Below are 21,899 nucleotides of genomic sequence, written 5' to 3'. Positions count from 1 at the left end.
GGATGAGAGGATGACCCGGACAGGCACGCAACCTTAGCGTGCCTGTCCGGCTTGTTGCTTTCGGTACGGAAAGCGCCATGACTTCGGCAAGCCTGCGCATGCCGGCTTCGATACGTGTTGAAGATAGCCCATGCCTGGCGGCAAGCGATTGCCACGTCTGCGCTATAAACGTCCGCCCTGGTCCGCCGCCAGCAGCTCGGCTGGCAGCGGCAACGCGGCCAGTCCGCGCGCAAACAGCATCGCCTGGAAGCGTTCGCCCATCTGATCGGGCAAGGTGAGTTTCCTTACCTGCTGGGCGAGGCGGTAGCGGGCAATGTCGTCATTGGCTTGTTCGTAGGCGCGTTCGAACGCTTGCTGCAAGCCGGCGGCAATCAGGAATTGCGCTTGCGGCAAATAAGCCGCCACCTCGAAACCGGCGCTGTTGCCGGCTTCGGCCAGCGCGGTGAAATCGACCGAGGCGGTGAGATCGTTGAGGCCCGGCAGATGCAGCGGATCGTGGTGGGCCCGGTGACGGTAGTGCGCCATCAGGGTGCCGTCCTGGCGTTCGGGCAGATAGAACTCGCGGCGCACATAGCCGTAGTCGATAAACAGCATCAGCCCGGCGTCGAGCGAACCGGCGATGGCCTGGATCCAGTACGGCAACTGCGGCAGGACTTCCGAACGGTAGCCGTCGTCGAAGTGGCGGCCCAGGTCACGTTCGAGATGCCTGACCGCGCCGGCCACCAGCGCATCGGCCGGACGATCGACGCGCATGAGCCGCGCTTCGCCGTCGAGCGCGATATGTTCTTCGTAGACCTCCCCGTGTCGCTTCACGAAGCGTGTGGTCGGCAAGGCGTCGATCACTTCGTTGGCGAACAGGATGCCGCGCCAGCTTGCTTCCGGCGGGCGGTCGATCCAGCCGACGCGGCGCATCAGTTCCGGCGCCAGGACTGCGTCGAGCCGTTCGCGCTGGCGTTCGCGCAGGTCGGCGCTGGGTTCGAGGATCAGATAGCGGCGCGGCAATACGCCGCCTTCGGCGAGCGCAAGCAGCGCGGCTTCGGCAAAGGCGCCGCTACCACCGCCGAGTTCCAGGAAATCCGCCGTTTCGCCGAGCATGCTCAGCACCGGCTGCACGGCGCCGACCACGCAGCGCGCGAACAGCTCGCCCAATTCCGGCGCGGTGACAAAATCGCCCGCTTCACCGAACTTGGTCTTGCCGGCGCTGTAGTAGCCCAGGCCCGGCGCGTAAAGACAGCGCTCCATGTAGTGCGAGAACGGTATCGGCCCCTGCGCGGCGATCGTTGCGCGCAGCTGTTGCAGCAAGCGTTCGGAATGGGCGAGTTCGTCGGCGGCGGGTTCGGGCAGGCGGGAAAGCTTGGATGGATTCATGGGCTGGAAGGCGCTTGCGCGGCGTTCGGCTTGAGCAGCCAGCGCACGGCAAGCACGCCAAGTTCGTAGAGCAGGCACATCGGGATGGCCAGCATGATCATCGAGGTGATATCCGGCGGCGTGACGACGGCGGCGATGGCAAACGCGCCGACCAGCGCATAGCGCCGGCCCTTGCGCAGCTTGTCCAGGTCGACGATGCCGACCGCGGCCAGCATCACCACCGCCACCGGCACCTCGAAACACAGGCCGAAGGCAAAGAACATCAGCATCACGAAATCGAGGTAGTGCGTGATGTCGGTCATCATCTCCACGCCCTGCGGCGTCACCGCCGTCAGGAAGCGGAACGCGGCCGGCAACACGAGGAAATAGGCGAAGGCGCAACCGATGTAGAACAACACCAGCGCCGCGACCAGCAGCGGCCGCGCCAGGCGCTTTTCATGCTTGTACAGGCCAGGACTGACGAATGCCCACAACTGGTAAAGGATGACCGGCATGCTGATGAACAGCGCGGTGTAGAACGCCAGTTTCAGCGGCGTGATGAACGGACTGGCTACTTCCGTGGCGATCAGATGCGCGCCCTGGGGCAGGCGCGATACCAGCGGCGCGGCCAGCAGCGTGTAGAGGCGGTTGGCGAACGGCACCAGCGCAACCAGCACCACCACCAGCGCGAGGATCGCCTTGATCAGGCGCGAGCGCAGTTCCAGCAGATGCGAGAACAGCCCTTGCTGCAGATCCAGTTCCGGCTCAGGCGTCGCCATGCGTGGATTCCTTCGGCGCTTCGAGCTGGGTGATGTCCTGGCGCAGTTCCGCCACGTTGTCGCGCATGCCGGTCGCGACAGTCGCGACCTGTTCGCGCGTGTCGCGCGCGGCCTCGTTCATTTGCGTCTGCATGGCTTCGGCGCGCGCGGCGGCTTCGCGGGCGGTGCGCTTGAGGTCTTCGATTTCCAGTTCGCGCTCGACCTCGGCGCGCACGCTGTCCCAGCCCGAGCGCAAGCGCCGCACCAGGGCGCCGGCGGTGCGCGCGGCATGCGGCAGCTTTTCCGGGCCGAGCACGATCAGGGCGACCAGCGCCAGCAACACCAGCTTGCCGAGGCTGATCTCGATCATGGTGGCGTTCCCGTGCGCTTACTTCGGTTCGCTGGAATCGTGCTGGCGCTGGCCGGCCTGGGCGCTGGCGACGGGCGGCGGATCGGCCTGCAGCTTTTCCTGCGCCTTGCGCTTTTCGTCGTCTTCGTCACCCGACATGGCTTTCTTGAAGCCACGCACGGCGTTGCCGAGATCGGAGCCGACCCGCGTCAGTTTGCCGGTGCCGAACACCAGCAGGATGATGACGAGCAGGATCGCCCAGTGCCAAATGCTGTCCAAACCCATGGGAACCTCGTTGCGGAGTGTTGCCGACTGCGCCTGCGAGCATGCAGGCGCCGGCGTTCCGGATCAGCGTGCAGTGTACTCCTCCAGGGCATCGCGGAAATGCACGACCGGTGCCGGAACGTTGCTGACGCCGCCTTCGAAAATGCGCCGCGGGGTGATGCCCGGGCCGTAGATTGCCGCATTAGCGTCATAATCGATCTTCAGCACCGATCCATCCAGCGCAACGCCGGCGAAAAGGCCCCGCGCGCGCGAGTAGGAATAGATTTCCGCCTTCAGCTGCTGGTCAGTCGCGGCGGCCGCGGTACGGCCTACGGGACCGGCGGCGGCGGACGCATCGGCGCCAATCGTGAACTTGCCGTCGACGATGGACTCCACGCCGCGTTGCGTGCGAAACACCAGTACCACGTCGGTCTTGGATACGCCGATCTGGAAACCGACGCTGCCGCCGCCAAAGGAAATGAAGCTGGGATTGGACCAGGTGCCATCCGGGTTCTTCACCGAGATCAGGCCCTCGCCACGGCGACCGCCGAAGACGAAGCCGACCTTGAGCACATCCGGAATGACCGCGATGGCCTTGGCATCCCTGAGCAGGTCGCTGGGAATGGACTTGTCCGGCGCCTGCTCGATTTCGTTGAGCACGCGCACGGCATTCTGCGCGCGTGCCAGCGGAGAATCGTCATCGGCATGCACGGCGGCAACCGGCAGCAGCAGGGCCAGGGCGAGGATCGAAAGACGACGCAACGATGCGTTGAACATGGGCAACTCCGATGTTGATGCGAACAAGTCGGTGGCGCTCGGCGGCGAAAATCCTGACGCCGTGCGAAGCGCTATGGCAGACTTCGGCCGCTATCCAGCCACTTCGACCCGATGCCACGCAACCACTATACCGGTCTTGCCGGCCAATCCCACGACTCGCCGGCCCAGGCAGGCGTGCTGCTGGTGAACCTGGGCACGCCGGAAGCGCCGACCGCGCGCGCCGTGCGGCCTTACCTGGCCCAATTCCTGGGCGATCCGCGCGTCATCGAATACCCGCGCTGGCTGTGGTGGCTGATTCTGCATGGGGTGATCCTGCGCATTCGCCCGGCGCGCTCGGCGCATGCCTATGCGCGCATCTGGACGGCCGAAGGTTCGCCGCTGCGCGTGGGTTCGGAACAGCTCACCACCGCCTTGCAGGCCGCCTTGCGCAACCGGGCAGGCGCAGTCCGCGTGGCGCTGGCGATGCGCTATGGCGCGCCGTCCGTGCGTGCGCAGGTCGAGCAGTTGCAGCGCGAAGGTGTGCGCCGGTTGCTGGTGCTGCCGCTGTATCCGCAATATTCGGCCACCTCCACCGGCTCGGTGATCGACGCGGTGGCCGACACGCTCAAGCGCTTGCGCTGGCCGCCGGAGCTGCGCATCGTCAACGACTATCACGCCGATGACGGCCACATCGAAGCATTGGCGCTTTCCATCGAGCGCTGGTGGGCGACGCATGGGCGCGGCGATGCGCTGCTGCTGTCGTTCCATGGCATTCCGCAGCGCTATGTGGATGCCGGCGATCCCTACTTCCAGCAATGCCACACCACCGCGCGGCGATTGCGCGAGCGGCTTGGACTGGATGAGGCCAGCCTCATCGTGAGCTTCCAGTCGCGCGTGGGACGCGAGCGCTGGCTGCAACCCTATACCGACGCCACCGTGAAGCGTCTCGCCACCGCAGGTATCAAGCGGCTGGACGTCGCATGTCCGGGCTTCGCCGTCGATTGCCTGGAAACACTGGAGGAAATTGCCATGCAGAACCGCGATTTCTTTGTCGCGGCGGGCGGCCAGGCACTGCGTTACATCCCCGCGCTCAACGACAGCGCCGAACAGGTTGCGAGCCTTGCCGCGCTGGTTTTGCGACACGCCCAGGGCTGGCCCGAGTTTTCGTGAGCGGGCGCGTGCACCACGCAACATCCATGGCGTGGCTGCGGAGCGCCGAGGATTGGAAGGCCTGCTGAATCCTTATCGAAACGAGCACGCACTTAACGTTCGAGCCGAATCCCGCATACCCAGATCGTAGGCTTCACGCACAGTCGTTTTCGGGGTGCAATCCCAGGTCGAAACGGGAATGCGTTGACTTGGCTGCCAATACATGCGCCCCATCCAAGTGAACTGGAGCGGTAGTTTCGGGTAATGTCGGGTAAGCATTACCAGAGTATTCGATTGCTCCATTTCAGACTGGGGAGGAATCGGAGCGTTATCCGTATAGCCACCATCGATGGCGTGCCTTCCCCCTATCGGACGGGCCAACATGATAGGCGGCGCGGAAGCAGCCGCAATAAGGAGAGACTGGGCTGCTTCGATGTCCACGCAATCATTCAGCACCATGAAGTCCTGACGAAGTCCTAGCAGTCTTGGGAGTCGAGGATGAATGCTGTTCCATAGGTACTTGTCAACGAGATAAGCCAATGTTCCCGCAGCGACGGACCCTCCCATGCCCAGGAATCGAGCTGGCCGCGTAAGTGCCACGGTAAGTCGAGACGCAGAATGACGTAACGTGGCAAAGGTGCCTGCGTTCAAGAACGCATCAACCCAGGCGGGGTACACATGCTGATGGGCAAACTTCAGCTTGAGTGTCGGCAGGGCGGACCAGTCAAAAATCTTCGGATTGCTCGCGTAGAGCCTCAAACAGGCTTGCAGTGCTGTATCCGCGCTTTCCGTAAGAAATGAAGCGGCAACAGCAGCGCCGGCACTGGTGCCAACCAGCTGCGCCGGCAGGCGCATCCCCTGCTCCAACAAGTATCGCAATGCGCCGGCCTGCCACCAGCACCTATTACCCCCACCGGCGAACACAAGTGTGCCCACATTGCTGAAGTCGAGCTCGCGAATTCCATTTACCTTGTCGAGCATATGCACCTTTGCCGCGCAATATGATGATCTGTAGCGAGCGTTGCATACGCCTCGCTACATACGCCATCGAATTGAAAAAACGGGATATCTGCATGCAACCCATTCTAGGCAACAGACCTTATTGGCCGTGCATTGTGTAAATCCGTATTCGCAAGGCTCGCTCGTCGGCGATGTCGTAATCGCTATCCCGGCTCCAGCCGGGATGGCAGCGCCATTCGACGGACCAGCCCCATAGGACAGCAGCAAACAGGCTTTCCGTATCAGGCGGAAATCGCCAGCCGTTCCGAGCGATAGATCCATGCCGTCAGCAGCGTCGCCAGCAGCGCCACGATCAGGCCGGACACCATGCACGTGGCGATCTGCGCACCAGCCAGCGGCTCGCCGCGCAACAGTTGCGTAATGCCTACCTGCTGCCCCAGCAACGGCACCGCGTACATCCATGGCGCTACTTTTATCGGCATCACGCTCAACAGGATCGATGGCAACGCCGGCACCATCATCAGGATCGACAAATACGTCTGCGCTTCGCGATAGCTCTTAGCGAAGGCGGCCACCAGGGTTTGCAGCGAAGCGAGCAAGATCACCAGCGGCGACATGATCAGCAGCACTTGCCAGGCGAACGACGGGCCGAAGTGCAGCGTCATGCCCAACCGTTCGGCCGGAATGAAGTGGCCGCAGACCGCGAATGCAATGACGTTGATCAACAGGCTGGTCAGCGAAAACACGCAGATCGCGGCGAGCTTGCCCAGCAGGATTTTCCAGCGCGGCACCGGATTGGCGAACAACGGTTCCAGCGATTGGCGCTCGCGTTCGCCGGCAGTCAGGTCGATGGCCAGGTACATGCCGCCCATGAACACGGTGAGCACGAAGAAGTACGGCATGATGGCGAACATCTGGCCGGCACGCGACTGCGGTGTGGACTGGTCGCGATCGTCCACGGCCACGGGCGCCATCATGGAGGGCGACAAACCGCGCGCCACCAGCCGCATCGCCCCTTGGTGGCGGCTGTAGCTTTCCAGCATGCGCCGCACGCGATCGATCGAGCTGCCGGTATCGCGTTGCGAGGAGTCGTAGATGAGTTCTACCTGCGACACTTCGCCCTTGCGCCAGGATTGGCCGAAGTCCTTCGGGATGCGCACGACCACGTCGGCGTCCTGCTCGCGTACCGCCGCTTCCGGATTGGCGATCCCCGGTTGCGGCAGCAGGCCCTGTTGCTTGAGTGCGTCGACCAGGTTGGGCGCATATTGCGCGCCGATCACCGGCACCTTGATCGGCTGGTCTGCTTTGTCCAATTCGCGCGTGATCACCGAGTTCATGATCAGCACGAAGATGATCGGCCCGATCAGCGGCCCATACAGCAGCGCGCTGGTGACGGTGCGCTTGTCGCGCAGGTTTTCCTTCACTTCCTTCAGGAATACGGTCAGCGTGGTTTTCATGCCGCCAGTCCTTCTTCGCTGCCGATGATCTTCACGAAGGCATCTTCCAGGTTGGCCTCGCCGGTTTGCGCGCGCAGCGCGTCGGGGGTTTCGTCGGCCACCACGCGGCCGTGCGCGATCACCACGATGCGATCGCACAGCGCGGCGACCTCTTGCATGATGTGGCTGGAGAACAACACGCAGCGCCCTTCCTCTTTCAGCCTGCGCATGAACTGGCGCAGGCCGCGCGTGGCCATGACGTCCAGGCCGTTGGTGGGCTCGTCCAGGATCACGTTGCGGGGATCGTGCACCAGCGCGCGCGCAATGGCGGTCTTGACGCGCTGGCCTTGCGAGAACCCTTCGGTGCGGCGATCGGCGATATCGGCCATGTCCAGCGCGGCGATCAGCTGTTCGCGGCGGCTGCGGATCAAAGCGCTGTCCATGCCTTGCAGCCGCGCGAAGTAATCGATGTTTTCGCGCGCGGTGAGCCGCTTATACAGGCCGCGCGCATCCGGCAATACGCCCAGCCGGCGCCTCACCGACTGCGCATCGCGCGCCACGTCGATGCCGTCGACCAGCACCTGCCCGCTATCGGGTTGCATCAGCGTGTACAGCATGCGCAGCGTGGTGGTCTTGCCGGCGCCATTGGGCCCGAGCAGGCCGGTGATCTCGCCGTCGCGTGCCTTGAAACTCACGCCGTCGACGGCTTTTACCGCGCCAAACTGTTTGTGCAGGTCCTTTACTTCGATCATGGCGAAGCTCCGTTGAAATCGATGAATACGGGCGTGTCGCCCAGCTTGTCCAGGCAGCTTGCATCCAGCTGTCCGGGGTCGGGCTTGTCGATGAACTTGCCCAGCAGCTGCGGCATGCAGCCGCGGCCGAGCAGCGAGTGCCCCTGGCCCTTGAACACCAGCTGCCGGCCATGGCTCAGGCCGGGCAAAATCTGTTCGCCGTAGCTGGGTGGCGTGACCGGGTCGAATTCGCCGGACAACAACAGGATCGGCTTATCGCTTTTAAGCGGCGCGTGGAAATCCGCCGGGCGCGTGCCGTGCGGCCATACCTGGCACTGCGCCTTGATCGCATCGATCAGGTGATTGCCAAGAATGGTGTTCTGGTCTTGCGGCCGCGGTTGCAGCAGGTCGGCGTCTTCGCTGCAGATCACGCTCATCGACATGCCGTTGTTCATGTCGCCGCTGAGATCGCCGTTGAGCAGCTTGGCCTGTCCCAGCAATGGGCCGACGTCACCGTGCGCCGCCGCGTTGATCGACAGCGGCAGTAACGCGGCGGTTTCCGGCTGGTACGCAAACATGCGTACCACGCTGGCGAGCGAGAATTCGCTGAGCGGACGCACTACCGATTCATACGTCTGCGGATCGCGGAAGCTGACGGCGTGCGGATTGGCGCGCAGGGCGTCGCGCAGCTGGTACAGCGTCTGCATCGAATCGCCGAAGCGCTGCTTGCAGGCGGCCACCGCCAGGCATTGCGCGAAATTCTTTTTCAGCGCGCTATCCAGGTTGGCTGCGAAATCCTCGCCCAGTACCGCCTGGTTGGGCACGACCGAATCGAGCACCACGCTGCGCACGGCGCCAGGATAATGCCTGAGGTATTGCTGGGCCATGCGCGTGCCATACGACACGCCGACCAAGTCGAACAAAGGCGAACCCAATGCCTTGCGCACTTCTTCCAGATCCTGCGCGGCAATGGTGGTGGTGTAGAAGCGCGGATCGGCTTTCTGGCTGACTTCGGCAAGACACGCAGCGACTTCCTTGCGTACTTTGTCCATGTCGAGCGTGACCGATGTTTCATCGGCGGCGCTTTCGGCGCCTTTGCAGCTCAGCGGATTGGAGCCGCCGGTACCGCGCTGATCCAGCAGCAGTACATCGTGATGCTTGCGCACGTCGGCGAACGCCGGCGCTTCCACGACCCATGACTCCGTGGCGGCTTCGCCAGGGCCGCCGGCGAGCAACACCGCCATGTCCGGCTCGGGCACCTGTGCATCGCTGCGCGCTATCGCCAGTTTCAGGCCGATGCGACGGCTGTGCGGATCATCGCGGTTTTCCGGCACCTCGAACACCGTGCACCATGCCTGGACCGTGGCGCCGCTGCCGGGACGGCCGAGTTCGCACGATCTGAAAGTCAGCGCACCGCGCCGCCAGGTGTGTACCGTTTGCGGTACGTCCCTGGTTTCGGCGGGAGCGGCGATGGATGACACATCCGGCGCCGCCGTCGCCGGCTGTTCGGCACGATGCCAATGCTGGTACGCCAGCAGGCCGATCGCGAAGACGGCGATGACGATACGTAAAGCGGTTCTTGGCCGTAAGCCCATGTAGCCCTCACTCCTCTGCGGGTACGAAGATCGTTTCGATCGGCATGCCGAACAGGCGTGCGATCTTGAAGGCCAGCGGCAGGCTCGGATCGTATTTCCCGGTCTCGATGGCGTTGACGGTCTGACGCGATACATCCAGTTTTTGTGCGAGGTCGGCTTGCGACCAGCCTCGCTCGCTGCGCAAATCGCGCACGAGGTTGTTCATGATGCGATTGGCCTGTGCAGATCACCGGCATGCGCTGCGCATTCAGCCATGGGACTGCCTGCGCCGCTGCCAGCGCGCAATGCCGCCGGCTAAACCCGCGCCAAGAAGCCCAGCGCCCGTTCCACACAGAAAGCCCACGCGCACATCGTCGAGCGAATGGCGCGAGAACCACGCCGTGGCAAGCCCGATACATCCGCCAAGCAGGAGCCAGACGTAACGAGGAACGGCTGCATCATCGTCGCAAGCGGCATTCACCCCGTAGCCGCGCGCCAGCCGCCAGCGGGTCATGCCATAGCAAATGACGGTGACCGGAAACACCCAGATCAACACCGCGCCATCGAGCTTGAGAATGCCAGCCGCGCTGAGGAAGCCGCCGATCAAACTGAGCGCGCCCAGCACGGCAGTTGCGACGCCAAGTCCCACGAGGTGCAACCGCTGTTCGAGTTCGTCGCTATCGCGGATGCGACGGGCCATCAGACTGATCACGTACAGCATCGGCACGACCGGGGCGAGCGCCAGGCAAACCTTCAAGGGAACGCTCGCCATCGTTCGCACCAGCGGCCACGCCAGCAGCATCAAGCCGGTATAGAACATCATCGCCACCAGCACGCGGGGCGTGTATTGCTTCTCAGACAGACGTGACATGGCGTCCCTCAGGTCTTGTCGTCGCAATGGCCAGCAACGCCAAAGCACCACGGACTGCCCGGAAGGCACCCGCTCCTTTTCGTATCACGACACCGCACATAATCCCCTCCCGACCATGTCAAGTTTGCTTGACAGAAAGCCTAGGCGCGCAAAGGCGAAGTGTCAAGCACGCTTGACAAAAAGTGGGAGGAAAGCCCTATTCGGGAGCTGGCGACCGACCTATCGCGTCACTTTTGGACGGTGTTTTCGTGAAATTTCGGTACCAGATCACACTTTTTTCTGGCGGAAAGTAGGCGTCAACTGAAAAATGTGTAAGAAGTGTGTAGGAAATCGATCGGTTTCCGGTGAAAATGTGATGCATATCACCTTTTGGCGTGATTGTTGCTGAGTTGTCCGTGCAAGGCGTGGGCCTGCCCGTAAGGGGGTGGGGAAACGCCCGGCCCACTGCAAGCGATTTACCGAACGCTGCACCCTTACCTACACACGTAACCTAAGGAAAATGCAATGAAAAAGACCCTACTCACCGCTGCGCTGCTGACCGCCGTTGGCGTGGTGGCCCTGGCTCCGCAGGCAGCTCGTGCCACCGACGGCCAGATCACCATCAACGGCAAGATCACCTCGTCCACCTGCACGATTAACAGCGGCACCTCCTCGTTCGCCGTCACGCTCCCGACCGTTGCGGTCAGTGCGCTGAACGCCACCGGCGCCGTCGCCGGCGACACGCCGTTCTCGATCTCCCTCACCGGTTGCACCATCAGCACCGCCGGTAACGTCAGCGCCTATTTCGAGCCGGGCGCGAACGTGCAGGCCGATGGCAACCTGAAGAACACCGGTTCGGCTACCGGCGTGGAAGTCCAGTTGCTCAACAGCGGCAATACGCCGATCAACCTGGGCTCGGCCAGCGGTTCGCAGAATTCCACCACCGCTGCAGTCACCACCACCAGCACGTCGGCGACGCTGAACTACTTCGCCCAGTACATCGTTCCGGCGTCGTCCACCAAGGCGGCAGCCGGTGCCGTGAGCACCTCCGTGTACTACTCCGTTACCTATCCGTAAGCCGCTGTCCGTAAGCCACTTCTCTCTGCGGCCGGCCTGGCCGGCCGCAGAGTGTCTTACCGGCATCACCGCGGTGCCATGGGATCCCGATCATGAAAAAGCTGGTCCGTACCTTTGGCGCGGCGCTGTTGATTTGGGGGTTTTGCGCCCCTGGCGCCAATGCCAACGTCATCATTGCAGGAACACGGGTCATTTTCCCGGCCAAGGACGGGGAGGTCACGGTACGCCTGACCAACCAGAACACGACGCCTGCCCTGGTCGAGGCATGGGTCGACGCCGGCCAGCCCGATTCGACACCCGACAAGGTCAACACGCCTTTCCTGATCACGCCGCCGCTGTTCCGCATGGAACCCAACCGCGATCAGAGTCTGCGCATTCTTTTTACCCATAGCGAAACCCCGCTGCCGACGGATCGCGAATCGCTGTTCTGGCTCAACGTGCTGGAAATTCCGCCGAAGCCGAGCGGTCCGCAATTGCAGGGCAAAAACTACATCCAGCTGGCGATCCGCTCGCGGCTGAAACTTTTCTATCGCCCCGACGGGCTGGCCGGTGATCCGATCAAGGCACCCGGCGAACTGACCTTCAAGACGGCGACGCTGCCCGGCTCGGGAGCGTTGATCGTGCACAACCCCACGCCTTACTACGTCACAATCAGCGAATTCTCGCTGGTTGCCGACGGCACCTCGTACAAGGTCGATCCCGGCATGGTGGCGCCCATGTCCGATCTGCGCGTAGCGGTGCGCCAATTGAAACAGGCGCCAGCCGTTGGCAGCCTGGTCAACTTCCAGAGCATCAATGATTACGGCGCGAGCGTGGCGTTGAAGGGCACCGTCGCGCCGTGAAAGCGAGGCACGCCACATCCCGGCTGGCACCACGCCCGCGCTGGCCTGTGGCGTGCCGCCCGCTCGTGCTTTGCGCCGGCATTGCCGCCGTGTTGGGCGGATGGAGTGGCGTGGCCTGCGCGTTTCCCGCCGCCACCGATGCGGCCGCCGGGTCGGCCGATCCTGCTTATGCCAGTGGCGGCGCTGCGGATTTCGACCGCAGCCTGCTCGCGGGCGCCGGGCAGAACACCACCGACCTGTCGCGGTTCGAACATGGCAATCCGGTCCTGGCCGGCACCTACAGCACCGACATTTACCTCAATAATTCCTGGGCGGGACGCACCGATGTGCGCTTTGCCGCGGCCTCGGCGCAAGCCAATGCCACGCCATGCGTCGATAGCAAGCTGCTGGGCATCTTGCAGCTGCATCCGGCCAAAATATCCGACCAGGTGGCCGCGCAACTGAAAGATCCTGCCGCCTGCGTAAGCATCGCAAGCCTGATCCCGGGCGCGACCATGTCATTCGACATGGCCAATCTTCGCCTGGATACCAGTGTGCCGCAGGCGTACCTCGGTGAAGTCGCGCGCGGCTACGTCGATCCGCAATTCTGGGATCACGGTATCAACGCAGGACTGCTGAACTACAACTTCAACAGTTATCACAGCAGCAACCAAGGCCAGAGCGAGACCACGACGTACCTGGGCCTGGACATGGGCGTCAATCTCGGCCCCTGGCTGTTGCGTGAAGATGCCACCGTAACCTGGACATCGGCGAGCGGCGACGCCCAGGCCCGGCGCCAATGGCAAAACATCGAAGCTTACGTGCAGCGCGATCTGCCTGGTCTGCGCTCCCGCTTGACGCTCGGCGACAGCTACACCGATGGCGCGGTATTCGACAGCTACCAGATCCGCGGCGTGCAATTGGGTACCGATGACCGGATGCTGCCGCAGTCGTTGCAAGGCTATGCACCGGTGATTCATGGCGTGGCGCAGACCAACGCCAAGGTCGCCATCCGCCAGAATGGCGTACTGATCTACCAGACGACCGTGTCGCCCGGTCCGTTCGTCATCAACGATCTGTATCCGACCGGCTACGGCGGCTCCCTGGACGTGACCGTCACCGAGGCCAACGGCCAGGTATCGACGTTCTCGGTTCCGTATGCCTCGGTAGCTCAGTTGCTGCGGCCCGGCATTACCCGTTTCGACATCGCCGCGGGCGAGTTGATCAACGCCGCCATTTCCAACAAGCCTGTCGTATTGCAAGCCACCGTGCAGCGCGGTTTCAACAATTTCCTGACCGGCTACGCGGGCCTTGTCGGCTCCAACGGTTATGCGGCGGCCTTGGTCGGCGCCGCCGTCGATACCCGCCTGGGTGCGCTCGCCGTAGACCTGACCCAAGCCAATACGCACATTCCGGGCTACAGCACGCAGTCGGGACAGAGCATGCGCATCACTTACAGCAAGCTCATACCCGCAACGCAGACGACCTTTTCGGTCGCGGCATACCGTTATTCGACCGGCGGCTTCCTCACGCTCGAGGATGCGGCCCAGGCACGCAATTACGCCGAGCACGGCATCAATGCCTTCAACTATGTACCGCCGACCGTACAACCGCAGACCATCGACGGCGTTTCGGAACAGACCGTACTCACCCCAGCCGAACAGGCGGCGCTGGCCGGAAATCCGTTCAACGGCGTGCCGGTCATCGGCTCCAGCGGGCTCGAACTGCAGCGCAACAGCTTTACGCTCACGCTTAACCAGCGCCTGGGCCAAAGTGGCGGCTCGCTGTTTGCGAACACCTCGATCAGCGATTACTGGAACGAAAAGGGCACCAATACGCAGTTCCAGGTCGGCTACAACAATTCGTTCCACCGCCTGACTTATTCGATCTCCGCGATACGTTCGGTGGATCCGCTGGGCCGCTACGACAACCAATACATGGTCAGTTTCAGCTTGCCGCTGGGCCACAGCGCGCATGCGCCGACCTTCACGTTGAACGTCACGCATGACCAGGCCACCGGTTCGCAGGACCAGGGTCTCGTGAACGGCACCTTCGGTAGCGATAACCAGTTCAACTATGGCGCCGCGGCCTCCTACAACAGTGGCACGGATAGCAGCGCCACCGGTTCGGTGAACGGCGGCTACCGCAGCCCCTACGCCCTGTTCGACGCCAGCTACGGCAAAGGCAGCGGCTACTCGCAGGCGTCCGTCGGTATCAATGGGTCCATCGTGGCCCACCCGGGCGGCGTTACGTTCGGCCAGCCGCTCGGCGACACCGTAGGCATTGTCTATGTGCCCGGCGCAGGCGGCGCGCGCTTGAACAACTCCTCCGGAGCGCGGATCAGCAGTTCGGGTTACGCGGTCGTGCCGGACCTGATGCCTTACAGCCTCAATACGATCCAGATCGATCCGAAGGGGCTGCCGCTGGACGTGCAGCTCGATGCCACCAGCGCACAGGTAGCCCCGTATGAGGGCGCCATCGTCATGCTGAAATTCAAGACCTCGCGCGGCCGCACACTAATCGTGCGCGCCCATCTGCACGACGGCGAAGCACTACCGTTCGGCGCGGAGGTATTCGACGAAAAGGGCGTCTCGCTAGGCGTGGTGGGCCAGGCCGGGCAAATCCTGCTGCGCGGGGTGAACCAGGAAGGGCGCTTGACCGCGCGCTGGCAGGATGACGCCGGCGCAGCGCAATCGTGCTCGTTCGCCTACCATCTGGCGCCGAACACCAAGGGCGCGCATGCCAAGACCTATGAAGAGATGGATGCAACATGCGAGCGCACCAATGATGTTGCGTTGACGAGCAGGAGTGGCAAATGAATCTTCGATTTCCTATCCCGTCCCGTCGCGCCCGATGGCTGAGCGCGCTGCTGCTGGTTGCCGCCGCCGCCGGCTGGACGCCGCTCGCGTTCGCTGCCCATCGACCCCAGGCGCCAAATTGCACCGCTTCCAACTTGACGCTCGCGCTGTCGAGCACCACGGTCGAGCCGCAGGCGACGGTCGGCACCCTGCTGGGTTCACCCACCTCCGGCACCATCGTCTTCACCTGTAGCGGCCTTCCCGCCAGTTCGGCTACCGCCGACCACACGGCAACGATCCAGGCCGGCCAGAATCTGGCGACGTTGGCGAGCACCAATGTGCCTGCCGGACCGGGCATAACTTTTGCCACCAACTTGTCCGGCATCGGTGTATTGATCACCGGCTCGCCGACCCCAGCCACCAGCCAGAGCGGCAATGTCGACGATGGCCCGACCAGCACGGCAGGCTTCCCGGTGGGATCGGTGGTGGCACCCAGCAACGAAAGCACCGGCAATTTTACCGGAACGGTGAGCGAAGCGTTCACCGCGCAGCTCATCGTGACCGGTCCCATCAGTGCAGCGTCGATCGGTTCGATCAACGCCAACACGCTGATTCCCTTCTGGTGGTACATACCAGGCGGCAGCGAGGACTCGACCAGCATGAACCTGGATGCCGGCGTCGTGCTGTCTGGCGGTACCGCGGTGGGGTTGCAGGCCTGTTCGGTCAGCACCGATTCGCAGAACAAAACCGTCACGCTGCCTACGGTTTCCTCCGACGCGCTCACCGGAACCGGTGCCACCGCCGGCACCACGGCATTCAATATTTCCCTGACGTGCGAGCCGGGCGCCACCGCGTCGATCACCATGACGACGGCCAATCCCGCTACGGCAACGGGTGTGATCGCACCGACGACCGGCACCGGTTACGCGAAGAACGTCGGCGTGCAGATCCTCAACAGCAGCCTTGCGCCCATTACGTTCAACACAGCGCAATCGCTCGGCGCCACGCCCAACGGCAGCTTGACCATTCCTTACTACGCGCAGTACTACGTCACGAAGACGCCCATCAGCGCGGGCCTGGTAACCGGTACGGTTACTTTCACGATGTCCTATCAGTAAGCGACGCGATGCCATGTCGACCGCAGCTTTGCAACGGCATGGCCATGTGACGGATTAAAGTAAAAGCGCACCAGGCCGATAACGTTCAAGGCTGGACATGTAACCGTGTAGCCAGCGAAAGCCGATCACGCGAAGCGTACACCGCTTACTCGTAGGTCTGCGTAACCAGCTTGGGATGTTGCGCCTGCGGCTGGCCCGCCATGACGTAGTTGTTGAAATACTTGAGTACCGGGTCGGCTTCCGCATCCGTCAGCGACACCGCACTGACTACGTAGACGGGTGAATCCTTCGCCACTGCGCCGCTTGGGCCGGAGCAAGCTTCCTCGGTGGCCGCTCCACCCGCTACCTTGCCGATGGCCGCGCTCAGCGCAGCGGATTGGGTCGCGATGCTGCAAGTCGGCTCGACAATCGCACCGACTAACGTAATGGTCCCGCCCTCGATGGTTCCGCCACCACCCGCCCTCGCGGACGATGAGCCGAACACCATCACGGCAACGCAACCAGCTAATACCAACCACCGCGGACCACGCATACTGCCCTCCACCAGCGCCCACCAGATCGCGGGTGCTTGAAGGCCACATCGGCTGTGGCGCCCTGGTCTTGAGAGCGTTTGCCGAAGCCTCGTGCGAATTTGCGAACCAGATCACATAACCGGGGTGAGTGGGGCGTCAAAAAATCTGCGTGTCGCTAAAAAATTGACTGACTCGATTTTTATTTCTTTTATTTTACAGCCAGTTAAACCAATGACCTCGACTGAACAGTGGCCGAAGGACACAACCTGCTGATCTATCGGCGTTGCACACCAGCCGTTGACGCCAAGCGCCATCGGCAAAAACCGCACGATGGTCCAGCAAGCAGCAGCGCCTGATCTGAGGCGCTGCGTCGTGCCTACGCGAAAAAGCTATCGGCGAAAATTTGGCGTGCTTTAGCGCGACGCCAGGATCAACGTGAGGAGATGTATTTCTCGCGCCGGATTTGCGGCACCGGCAGGCCGAATTCCTTCAGCGCATTGAAGGCGGCGTCCACCATGTTGGGATTGCCGCACAGATAGGCGATGTCCCGGCCGGCGGAAGGTCCAAGCTCCGCCAATACGCTTTGCACGTGACCGGAACGATCGCCGGGACGCGGCACCGCGCGCGGCTGGCGGCTCAGGCAACCGTGGAAGGTGAAACCGGGATGGGTTTGCGCGAACACTTCGAACTCCTCGCCGTACAGCAGTTCGATTTCGCTGCGCGCGCCATACAGCAGCACGACTTCGCGATCGCCCTTCTCCAACAGTTTTGCGAACTGCGGCAGCATGGCGCGATAAGGCGTGACGCCCGTGCCGGTCGCCAGTAGCAGGTAGCGCGGGTGGGTGTCGGTCTCCTGCAGGCAAAAGCGGCCGTAAGGGCCACTGGCCTCGATGGTGCCACCAACCTCCAGGCCACTGAGCAGCCGGGTGGCCGCACCGCCATCGACATAGCTCACCGCGATCTCGATGCGCTGCACCGGCGCGCTGCCATCGCCCACCGTGCCCACCGAATAGCTGCGCTTGGTGGCGGTGCCGTCGTCGTAGTGAAAGTGGATCTGCAGGAACTGACCCGGGATAAAGGCCAGCGGTTGCCCGTCGGCCCGCTCGAAGGCCAGGTGGCGCACGCTCGGCGCAAGCATGCGGCTGTCTGCAAGACGGAGGGTGAAATGGTCGGCCATGCGGATTCCGGAAGAAACAGTGAGTGCGCCCGGCCGAACCGGTCGTCGGGGCAAGGCCCGCTATAATAAAGGGCTAAACCCCACGGTGCAGCCCATGTCCCCTACTCCCGCGCTAGTCGTCGATAACCTGCGCAAGACCTATGGCAACGGTGTCCAAGCTCTCAAAGGCATCAGCCTGACGGTGCAGCCTGGCGATTTCTTCGCCCTGCTGGGTCCGAACGGCGCCGGCAAATCCACGCTGATCGGCATTCTTTCGTCGCTGGTCAATTCCACCGAAGGCGATGCGCGGATTTTCGGCGTGTCGGTGAACAAGCAGCGCAACGAAGCCATGAAGCTGATCGGCCTGGTGCCGCAGGAACTGAACTTCAACCAGTTCGAGCGCCCGTTCGATATCTGCGTCAACGAAGCCGGCTTCTACGGCATCCCGCGCAAGATCGCCGCCGAGCGCGCGGAGAAATATCTCAAGGAATTGCGCTTGTGGGACAAGGCCAAGGACCAGGCGCGCATGCTTTCCGGCGGCATGAAGCGCCGCCTGATGATCGCCCGCGCGATGATGAACGAACCGCGCCTGCTGATCCTGGACGAACCGACCGCAGGCGTGGATATCGAGATACGCCGTTCGATGTGGCAGTTCATCAGCGGCATCAACGCGGCCGGTACCACGGTGATCCTCACCACGCACTATCTGGAGGAAGCCGAGCAGCTGTGCCGCAACATCGCGATCATCGACCACGGCACCATCGTGGAGAACACCACCATGAAACTGCTGCTGTCGAAGCTGGATGTGGAAACCTTCGTGTTCGACGTGACCAACCTGCCCAACCTGCTGCCCACGCTGCCCGGCATCACCTTCCGCCGCGTCGACGAACACACACTGGAAGCCGAAATGCCGCGCACGCAAGCCTTGAACACGCTATTCGAAACCTTCAGCGCATATGGCATCAGCGTGACCTCGATGCGCAACAAGACCAATCGCCTGGAAGAACTGTTCGTACGCCTGGTGGAGAACGGACGCCAGGAACCCAAGGAGAAGGTGGCATGAGCCATATGTCCGGCAACCTCGTCGCCCTGCACACCATCGTGCGCCGCGAAATCGTACGCATCATGCGCATCTGGACGCAGACGCTGATCCCGCCCGCGATCACCATGACGCTGTACTTCGTGATCTTCGGCAAGTTGATCGGCAGCCGCATCGGCACGATCCAGGGCGGATTCAGCTATATGCAATACATCGTGCCCGGCCTGGTGATGATGAGCATCATCACCAACAGCTACGGCAATATCTCCAGTTCGTTCTTCGGCGCGAAGTTCCAGCGCTCGGTGGAGGAAATGCTGGTGTCGCCGATGTCGAACTGGGTGATCCTGCTCGGCTACGTGACCGGCGCGGTGGCGCGCGGCCTGGTGGTCGGCGTGCTGGTGCTGCTGATCGCGATGTTTTTCACCAAGCTGCACCTTGCCCATCCGCTGATCACCGTCCTGTCGGTGCTGTTCGGCGCCACCATCTTTTCGCTGGCTGGCTTCGTCAATGCGGTGTACGCGAAAAAGTTCGACGATATCGCGCTGGTGCCGACCTTCGTGCTCACCCCTTTGACCTACCTTGGCGGCGTGTTCTATTCGGTGAACATGCTGAGCGAACCGTGGCAGGCCATCTCCCGCGTCAATCCGATTCTTTATATGGTCAACGCATTTCGCTTCGGCGTGCTTGGCATCAGCGACGTGCAGATCGGCGTAGCGTTCGGCGTCATGCTCGTCTTCGTGGTCGGACTGTCGTGGCTGGCGCTCAGCCTGCTCCACCGCGGCGTCGGCCTGCGTTCGTGATGGCCGCAGCGTCGTTCCGCGTTCGGCTGGATTGACTGGCAATATCGGGCGGATCGTATGCGCGTCAATAAATACATCAGCGAGGCTGGGTTGTGCTCCCGTCGCGAGGCGGATGAACTGCTGCTGGCCGGCCGCGTCACCATCAACGGGGAACCCGTCACCACCGGCGCCAAGGCGCTGGAGGGTGACGAGGTGCGTGTGGACGGCGAAATCGTCAAGCCGCGCATCCTGGCCAGCACGCCGGCCGCCAAGCGCGGCGTATACATCGCGTTGAACAAGCCGGTCGGCATCACCTGCACCACCGACCCGAGCGTGAGCGGCAATATCATCGAATTCGTCGATCACCAGGAGCGCATCTTTCCGATCGGGCGCCTGGACAAGGACTCCGAAGGACTGATCCTGCTGACCAGCAATGGCGACATCGTCAACGAGATCCTGCGGGCGGAGAATCACCACGAAAAGGAATATCTGGTGGCCGTGAACAAGCCGGTTACCGATGAGTTCCTTATCGGCATGGCGCGGGGCGTGCGTATCCATGGGCAGATGACCAAGCCGTGCCGCACGCGCAAGATCGCCAAGTTCGGTTTCGCCATCGTGCTGACGCAGGGCCTCAACCGGCAGATCCGCCTGATGGCGGCGGCCTTCGGCTACCGTGTGACGCAGCTGCGCCGCGTGCGCATCATCAATGTGAAGCTCGGCCATTTGAAGCCCGGCCAGTGGCGCAACCTGACCGACGTGGAGCTGAAGGGACTGCTGCCCCAGCGCAGCGAGTGGTAACACCGGCCGCATCGGACCGGTGTCGGCGTAATCGCCGATGCTCCCATGCCATGCCTCAGTGCCGCTTGCGCAGCGGTACGTCCTGCAGCAGCCAGGTCAACAAAAACGCCAGCACGATCACGCAGGCAGCAACGACATATACCCAATGCAAGGCGTCTCCGAATGCCTGCAGGTAAACGGTGCGCACGGCGTCGGGCAGTTGGTGCACGCTATGCGGCCCCAGCGAATGCGGCAGGATCGTGCCAGGCGGAATCGTGGCAGCGAGACGCGCGTGCAATCCATTCGTGAACATGGCGCCGAATGCCGCCACGCCGATCGAGCCGCCAATGGAACGGAACAACGTGGCGCCGGAAGTCGCCACGCCGATATGCTTGAAATGCACGCTGTTCTGCACGGCCAGGATCAGCACCTGCATCACCATGCCCAACCCCAGGCCAAGCAGGCCGATATACAGATACAGGTATGCCAGCGGCGTCGTGTTGTCGAGCGTGCCCAGCAAGCCCATCGCAATGAACGCCAGGAAGGTGCCGAGGATGGGAAAGATGCGGTAGCGCCCGATGCGGCTGATGATGCGGCCACTGGTGATCGAGCTGATCGTGATCCCGCACATCATCGGCAAAAGCTGCATGCCGGCTTCCGAAGGCGTGGAATTCTTGACTACTTGCAGGTACAGCGGCAGGAACGTCATCGAGCCGAACAGCGATGTGCCGACGATGAAACCAACCAGGCAGCACACCAGGAAGGTGCGCTGCTTGAACAACTCAAGCGGAATGATCGGCTCGGGCGCATGCCGCTCCTCATAGAGGAAACCGACCAGCGCCACCAGCCCGAACGCCAGCGTGAACCACAATTGCGACGATGACCACGGCAAGGTCACGCCGCCCTGCGTGGTGAACAGCACGATGCAGGTCAGCGCGACGGCCAGGAACCCGGCGCCCATGTAGTCGATCTGGTGTTTTACCTGCGCGGTATGCGGCTTGAACACGGCGCTGATCACCGACAACGCCAGGATGCCCAGTGGCAGGTTGATGTAGAAAATCCAGCGCCACGACAAATGCTCGACCAGGAAACCGCCGATCAGCGGGCCGATCACCGTCGCCAGCCCGAAGATGGCGCCGAACATGCCCTGGAAGCGGCCACGTTCCGCCGGCGCGATCACGTCGCCGATCACCGCCATCGTGACCACCATCAGGCCGCCACCACCCAGGCCCTGCAAGGCCCGCATCAGGATCAATTGCGTCATGTTCTGCGCCAGCCCGCACAGCGCCGAGCCAACCAGGAACAGCACGATCGCCGCCTGCAGCACGATCTTCCTGCCATACAGATCGCCGAACTTGCCATAGAGCGGCAGCACGATGGTCGAGGTAAGCAAATAAGCCGTTACCACCCAGGAGAGATTTTCCAATCCACCCAGTTCGCCCACGATGGTGGGCAGCGCGGTGGACACGATGGTCTGGTCCAGGGCTGCCAGCAACATGACCAATAGCAAGGCGGAAAAGAGCAGGCGCACTGGAGGATGCTCGCGGCTATCCGCCGGCGCGCGAGCTGGTTCGGCTGCGCCAGCGCTTTGGGTATGCATGGAAGTATCGACGCTCACGCTGCCGGTCCGTTGAAATTAATTAATGAG

The 21,899-nt window shown here is 62.7% G+C and carries 20 protein-coding genes and 2 pseudogenes; 8 read left to right on the top strand and 14 right to left on the bottom strand.

Annotated features, from left to right (window positions below; all coding sequences use genetic code 11):
- Positions 1–162: 162 nt before the first annotated feature.
- The 5 genes and pseudogenes from ISP15_RS05845 to ISP15_RS05825 form a co-directional block, all read right to left on the bottom strand.
- Positions 163–1,368: a class I SAM-dependent methyltransferase gene (locus ISP15_RS05845; protein ID WP_404546034.1), complete on the bottom strand. Its 1,206-nt coding sequence runs from the start codon at positions 1,366–1,368 to the stop codon at positions 163–165.
- The gene (tatC, locus tag ISP15_RS05840; protein ID WP_404546032.1) at positions 1,365–2,126 is read right to left on the bottom strand and encodes a twin-arginine translocase subunit TatC; all 762 of its coding nucleotides are present in this window, start codon (positions 2,124–2,126) and stop codon (positions 1,365–1,367) included. The genes ISP15_RS05845 and tatC overlap by 4 nt, the downstream gene beginning before the upstream one ends.
- A 162-nt stretch (positions 2,127–2,288) precedes the next feature.
- A pseudogene (tatB, locus tag ISP15_RS05835) lies at positions 2,289–2,475 on the bottom strand (Sec-independent protein translocase protein TatB); the annotation flags it as partial.
- An 18-nt stretch (positions 2,476–2,493) separates the two neighbouring features.
- Positions 2,494–2,739 carry a Sec-independent protein translocase subunit TatA gene (gene tatA / locus ISP15_RS05830; RefSeq protein WP_404546031.1) on the bottom strand — a complete coding sequence of 82 codons (246 nt, stop codon included), beginning with the start codon at positions 2,737–2,739 and terminating at the stop codon, positions 2,494–2,496.
- Between the two features lie 66 nt (positions 2,740–2,805).
- Positions 2,806–3,480: pseudogene (locus ISP15_RS05825) on the bottom strand (lipid-binding SYLF domain-containing protein); the annotation flags it as partial.
- Between the two features lie 126 nt (positions 3,481–3,606).
- Here ISP15_RS05825 and hemH point away from each other — a divergent pair.
- Complete coding sequence (gene hemH, locus ISP15_RS05820; RefSeq protein WP_404546027.1) at positions 3,607–4,644, top strand: ferrochelatase; 1,038 nt, start codon at positions 3,607–3,609, stop codon at positions 4,642–4,644.
- Positions 4,645–4,716: 72 nt separating this feature from the next.
- On the opposite strand, the gene ISP15_RS05815 is transcribed toward hemH, so the two are convergent.
- From ISP15_RS05815 to ISP15_RS05790, 6 genes are all read right to left on the bottom strand, one after another.
- Positions 4,717–5,604 (bottom strand): patatin-like phospholipase family protein, encoded by an 888-nt coding sequence (locus ISP15_RS05815; RefSeq protein WP_404546026.1) that lies wholly within the window; start codon positions 5,602–5,604, stop codon positions 4,717–4,719.
- Between the two features lie 260 nt (positions 5,605–5,864).
- Positions 5,865–7,040: an ABC transporter permease gene (locus tag ISP15_RS05810; protein ID WP_404546024.1), complete on the bottom strand. Its 1,176-nt coding sequence runs from the start codon at positions 7,038–7,040 to the stop codon at positions 5,865–5,867.
- Positions 7,037–7,771, bottom strand: a complete 735-nt coding sequence (locus ISP15_RS05805; protein WP_404546022.1) for an ABC transporter ATP-binding protein — start codon at positions 7,769–7,771, stop codon at positions 7,037–7,039. The genes ISP15_RS05810 and ISP15_RS05805 overlap by 4 nt, the downstream gene beginning before the upstream one ends.
- Complete coding sequence (locus ISP15_RS05800; RefSeq protein ID WP_404546021.1) at positions 7,768–9,345, bottom strand: alpha/beta fold hydrolase; 1,578 nt, start codon at positions 9,343–9,345, stop codon at positions 7,768–7,770. Before ISP15_RS05800 ends, ISP15_RS05805 begins: the two co-directional genes overlap by 4 nt.
- A gap of 7 nt (positions 9,346–9,352) precedes the next feature.
- A complete protein-coding gene (locus ISP15_RS05795; RefSeq protein WP_404546019.1) occupies positions 9,353–9,550 on the bottom strand; it encodes a helix-turn-helix transcriptional regulator in 198 nt (65 codons plus the stop codon).
- A gap of 42 nt (positions 9,551–9,592) precedes the next feature.
- Complete coding sequence (locus tag ISP15_RS05790; RefSeq protein WP_404546016.1) at positions 9,593–10,195, bottom strand: hypothetical protein; 603 nt, start codon at positions 10,193–10,195, stop codon at positions 9,593–9,595.
- A gap of 504 nt (positions 10,196–10,699) precedes the next feature.
- On the opposite strand from ISP15_RS05790, the gene ISP15_RS05785 reads away from it, so the two are divergent.
- The 4 genes from ISP15_RS05785 (at position 10,700) to ISP15_RS05770 (ending at position 15,988) form a co-directional block, all read left to right on the top strand.
- Positions 10,700–11,251 (top strand): fimbrial protein, encoded by a 552-nt coding sequence (locus tag ISP15_RS05785; RefSeq protein ID WP_404546013.1) that lies wholly within the window; start codon positions 10,700–10,702, stop codon positions 11,249–11,251.
- 92 nt (positions 11,252–11,343) lie between these two features.
- A complete protein-coding gene (locus tag ISP15_RS05780; RefSeq protein WP_404546011.1) occupies positions 11,344–12,093 on the top strand; it encodes a fimbrial biogenesis chaperone in 750 nt (249 codons plus the stop codon).
- A gap of 89 nt (positions 12,094–12,182) precedes the next feature.
- Positions 12,183–14,891, top strand: a complete 2,709-nt coding sequence (locus tag ISP15_RS05775; RefSeq protein WP_404546009.1) for a fimbria/pilus outer membrane usher protein — start codon at positions 12,183–12,185, stop codon at positions 14,889–14,891.
- Positions 14,888–15,988, top strand: coding sequence for a fimbrial protein (locus tag ISP15_RS05770; RefSeq protein ID WP_404546008.1), 1,101 nt, complete (start codon positions 14,888–14,890; stop codon positions 15,986–15,988). Before ISP15_RS05775 ends, ISP15_RS05770 begins: the two co-directional genes overlap by 4 nt.
- A gap of 145 nt (positions 15,989–16,133) precedes the next feature.
- Here ISP15_RS05770 and ISP15_RS05765 read toward each other — a convergent pair whose 3' ends face one another.
- Both ISP15_RS05765 and ISP15_RS05760 read right to left on the bottom strand, forming a co-directional pair.
- Positions 16,134–16,520, bottom strand: a complete 387-nt coding sequence (locus ISP15_RS05765; protein ID WP_404546006.1) for a hypothetical protein — start codon at positions 16,518–16,520, stop codon at positions 16,134–16,136.
- 410 nt (positions 16,521–16,930) lie between these two features.
- A complete protein-coding gene (locus ISP15_RS05760; RefSeq protein ID WP_404546005.1) occupies positions 16,931–17,677 on the bottom strand; it encodes an FAD-binding oxidoreductase in 747 nt (248 codons plus the stop codon).
- 94 nt (positions 17,678–17,771) lie between these two features.
- On the opposite strand from ISP15_RS05760, the gene ISP15_RS05755 reads away from it, so the two are divergent.
- Genes ISP15_RS05755 through ISP15_RS05745 form a run of 3 tightly spaced genes read left to right on the top strand, consistent with a single transcriptional unit; the run spans position 17,772 to position 20,272 of the window.
- A complete protein-coding gene (locus tag ISP15_RS05755) occupies positions 17,772–18,719 on the top strand; it encodes an ABC transporter ATP-binding protein (RefSeq protein WP_404546004.1) in 948 nt (315 codons plus the stop codon).
- A complete protein-coding gene (locus tag ISP15_RS05750) occupies positions 18,716–19,495 on the top strand; it encodes an ABC transporter permease (RefSeq protein WP_404546002.1) in 780 nt (259 codons plus the stop codon). The genes ISP15_RS05755 and ISP15_RS05750 overlap by 4 nt, the downstream gene beginning before the upstream one ends.
- Positions 19,496–19,552: 57 nt before the next feature.
- Positions 19,553–20,272, top strand: a complete 720-nt coding sequence (locus ISP15_RS05745; protein ID WP_404546000.1) for a pseudouridine synthase — start codon at positions 19,553–19,555, stop codon at positions 20,270–20,272.
- 55 nt (positions 20,273–20,327) lie between these two features.
- Here ISP15_RS05745 and ISP15_RS05740 read toward each other — a convergent pair whose 3' ends face one another.
- Positions 20,328–21,869: an MDR family MFS transporter gene (locus ISP15_RS05740; RefSeq protein ID WP_404545998.1), complete on the bottom strand. Its 1,542-nt coding sequence runs from the start codon at positions 21,867–21,869 to the stop codon at positions 20,328–20,330.
- Positions 21,870–21,899 lie beyond the last annotated feature (30 nt).

The sequence above is a fragment of the Dyella jejuensis genome (assembly GCF_044904675.1).
In the GTDB taxonomy this organism is placed as follows: domain Bacteria; phylum Pseudomonadota; class Gammaproteobacteria; order Xanthomonadales; family Rhodanobacteraceae; genus Dyella_B; species Dyella_B jejuensis.
This window is presented reverse-complemented; position numbering and strand designations above follow the sequence as displayed.

Coding starts and splice junctions, on each gene's coding strand:
- ISP15_RS05845 (WP_404546034.1), bottom strand. CDS start 1,368: ATGAATCCATCCAAGCTTTCCCGCCTGCCCGAACCCGCCGCCGACGAA.
- tatC (WP_404546032.1), bottom strand. CDS start 2,126: ATGGCGACGCCTGAGCCGGAACTGGATCTGCAGCAAGGGCTGTTCTCG.
- tatA (WP_404546031.1), bottom strand. CDS start 2,739: ATGGGTTTGGACAGCATTTGGCACTGGGCGATCCTGCTCGTCATCATC.
- hemH (WP_404546027.1), top strand. CDS start 3,607: ATGCCACGCAACCACTATACCGGTCTTGCCGGCCAATCCCACGACTCG.
- ISP15_RS05815 (WP_404546026.1), bottom strand. CDS start 5,604: ATGCTCGACAAGGTAAATGGAATTCGCGAGCTCGACTTCAGCAATGTG.
- ISP15_RS05810 (WP_404546024.1), bottom strand. CDS start 7,040: ATGAAAACCACGCTGACCGTATTCCTGAAGGAAGTGAAGGAAAACCTG.
- ISP15_RS05805 (WP_404546022.1), bottom strand. CDS start 7,771: ATGATCGAAGTAAAGGACCTGCACAAACAGTTTGGCGCGGTAAAAGCC.
- ISP15_RS05800 (WP_404546021.1), bottom strand. CDS start 9,345: ATGGGCTTACGGCCAAGAACCGCTTTACGTATCGTCATCGCCGTCTTC.
- ISP15_RS05795 (WP_404546019.1), bottom strand. CDS start 9,550: ATGAACAACCTCGTGCGCGATTTGCGCAGCGAGCGAGGCTGGTCGCAA.
- ISP15_RS05790 (WP_404546016.1), bottom strand. CDS start 10,195: ATGTCACGTCTGTCTGAGAAGCAATACACGCCCCGCGTGCTGGTGGCG.
- ISP15_RS05785 (WP_404546013.1), top strand. CDS start 10,700: ATGAAAAAGACCCTACTCACCGCTGCGCTGCTGACCGCCGTTGGCGTG.
- ISP15_RS05780 (WP_404546011.1), top strand. CDS start 11,344: ATGAAAAAGCTGGTCCGTACCTTTGGCGCGGCGCTGTTGATTTGGGGG.
- ISP15_RS05770 (WP_404546008.1), top strand. CDS start 14,888: ATGAATCTTCGATTTCCTATCCCGTCCCGTCGCGCCCGATGGCTGAGC.
- ISP15_RS05765 (WP_404546006.1), bottom strand. CDS start 16,520: ATGCGTGGTCCGCGGTGGTTGGTATTAGCTGGTTGCGTTGCCGTGATG.
- ISP15_RS05760 (WP_404546005.1), bottom strand. CDS start 17,677: ATGGCCGACCATTTCACCCTCCGTCTTGCAGACAGCCGCATGCTTGCG.
- ISP15_RS05755 (WP_404546004.1), top strand. CDS start 17,772: ATGTCCCCTACTCCCGCGCTAGTCGTCGATAACCTGCGCAAGACCTAT.
- ISP15_RS05750 (WP_404546002.1), top strand. CDS start 18,716: ATGAGCCATATGTCCGGCAACCTCGTCGCCCTGCACACCATCGTGCGC.
- ISP15_RS05745 (WP_404546000.1), top strand. CDS start 19,553: ATGCGCGTCAATAAATACATCAGCGAGGCTGGGTTGTGCTCCCGTCGC.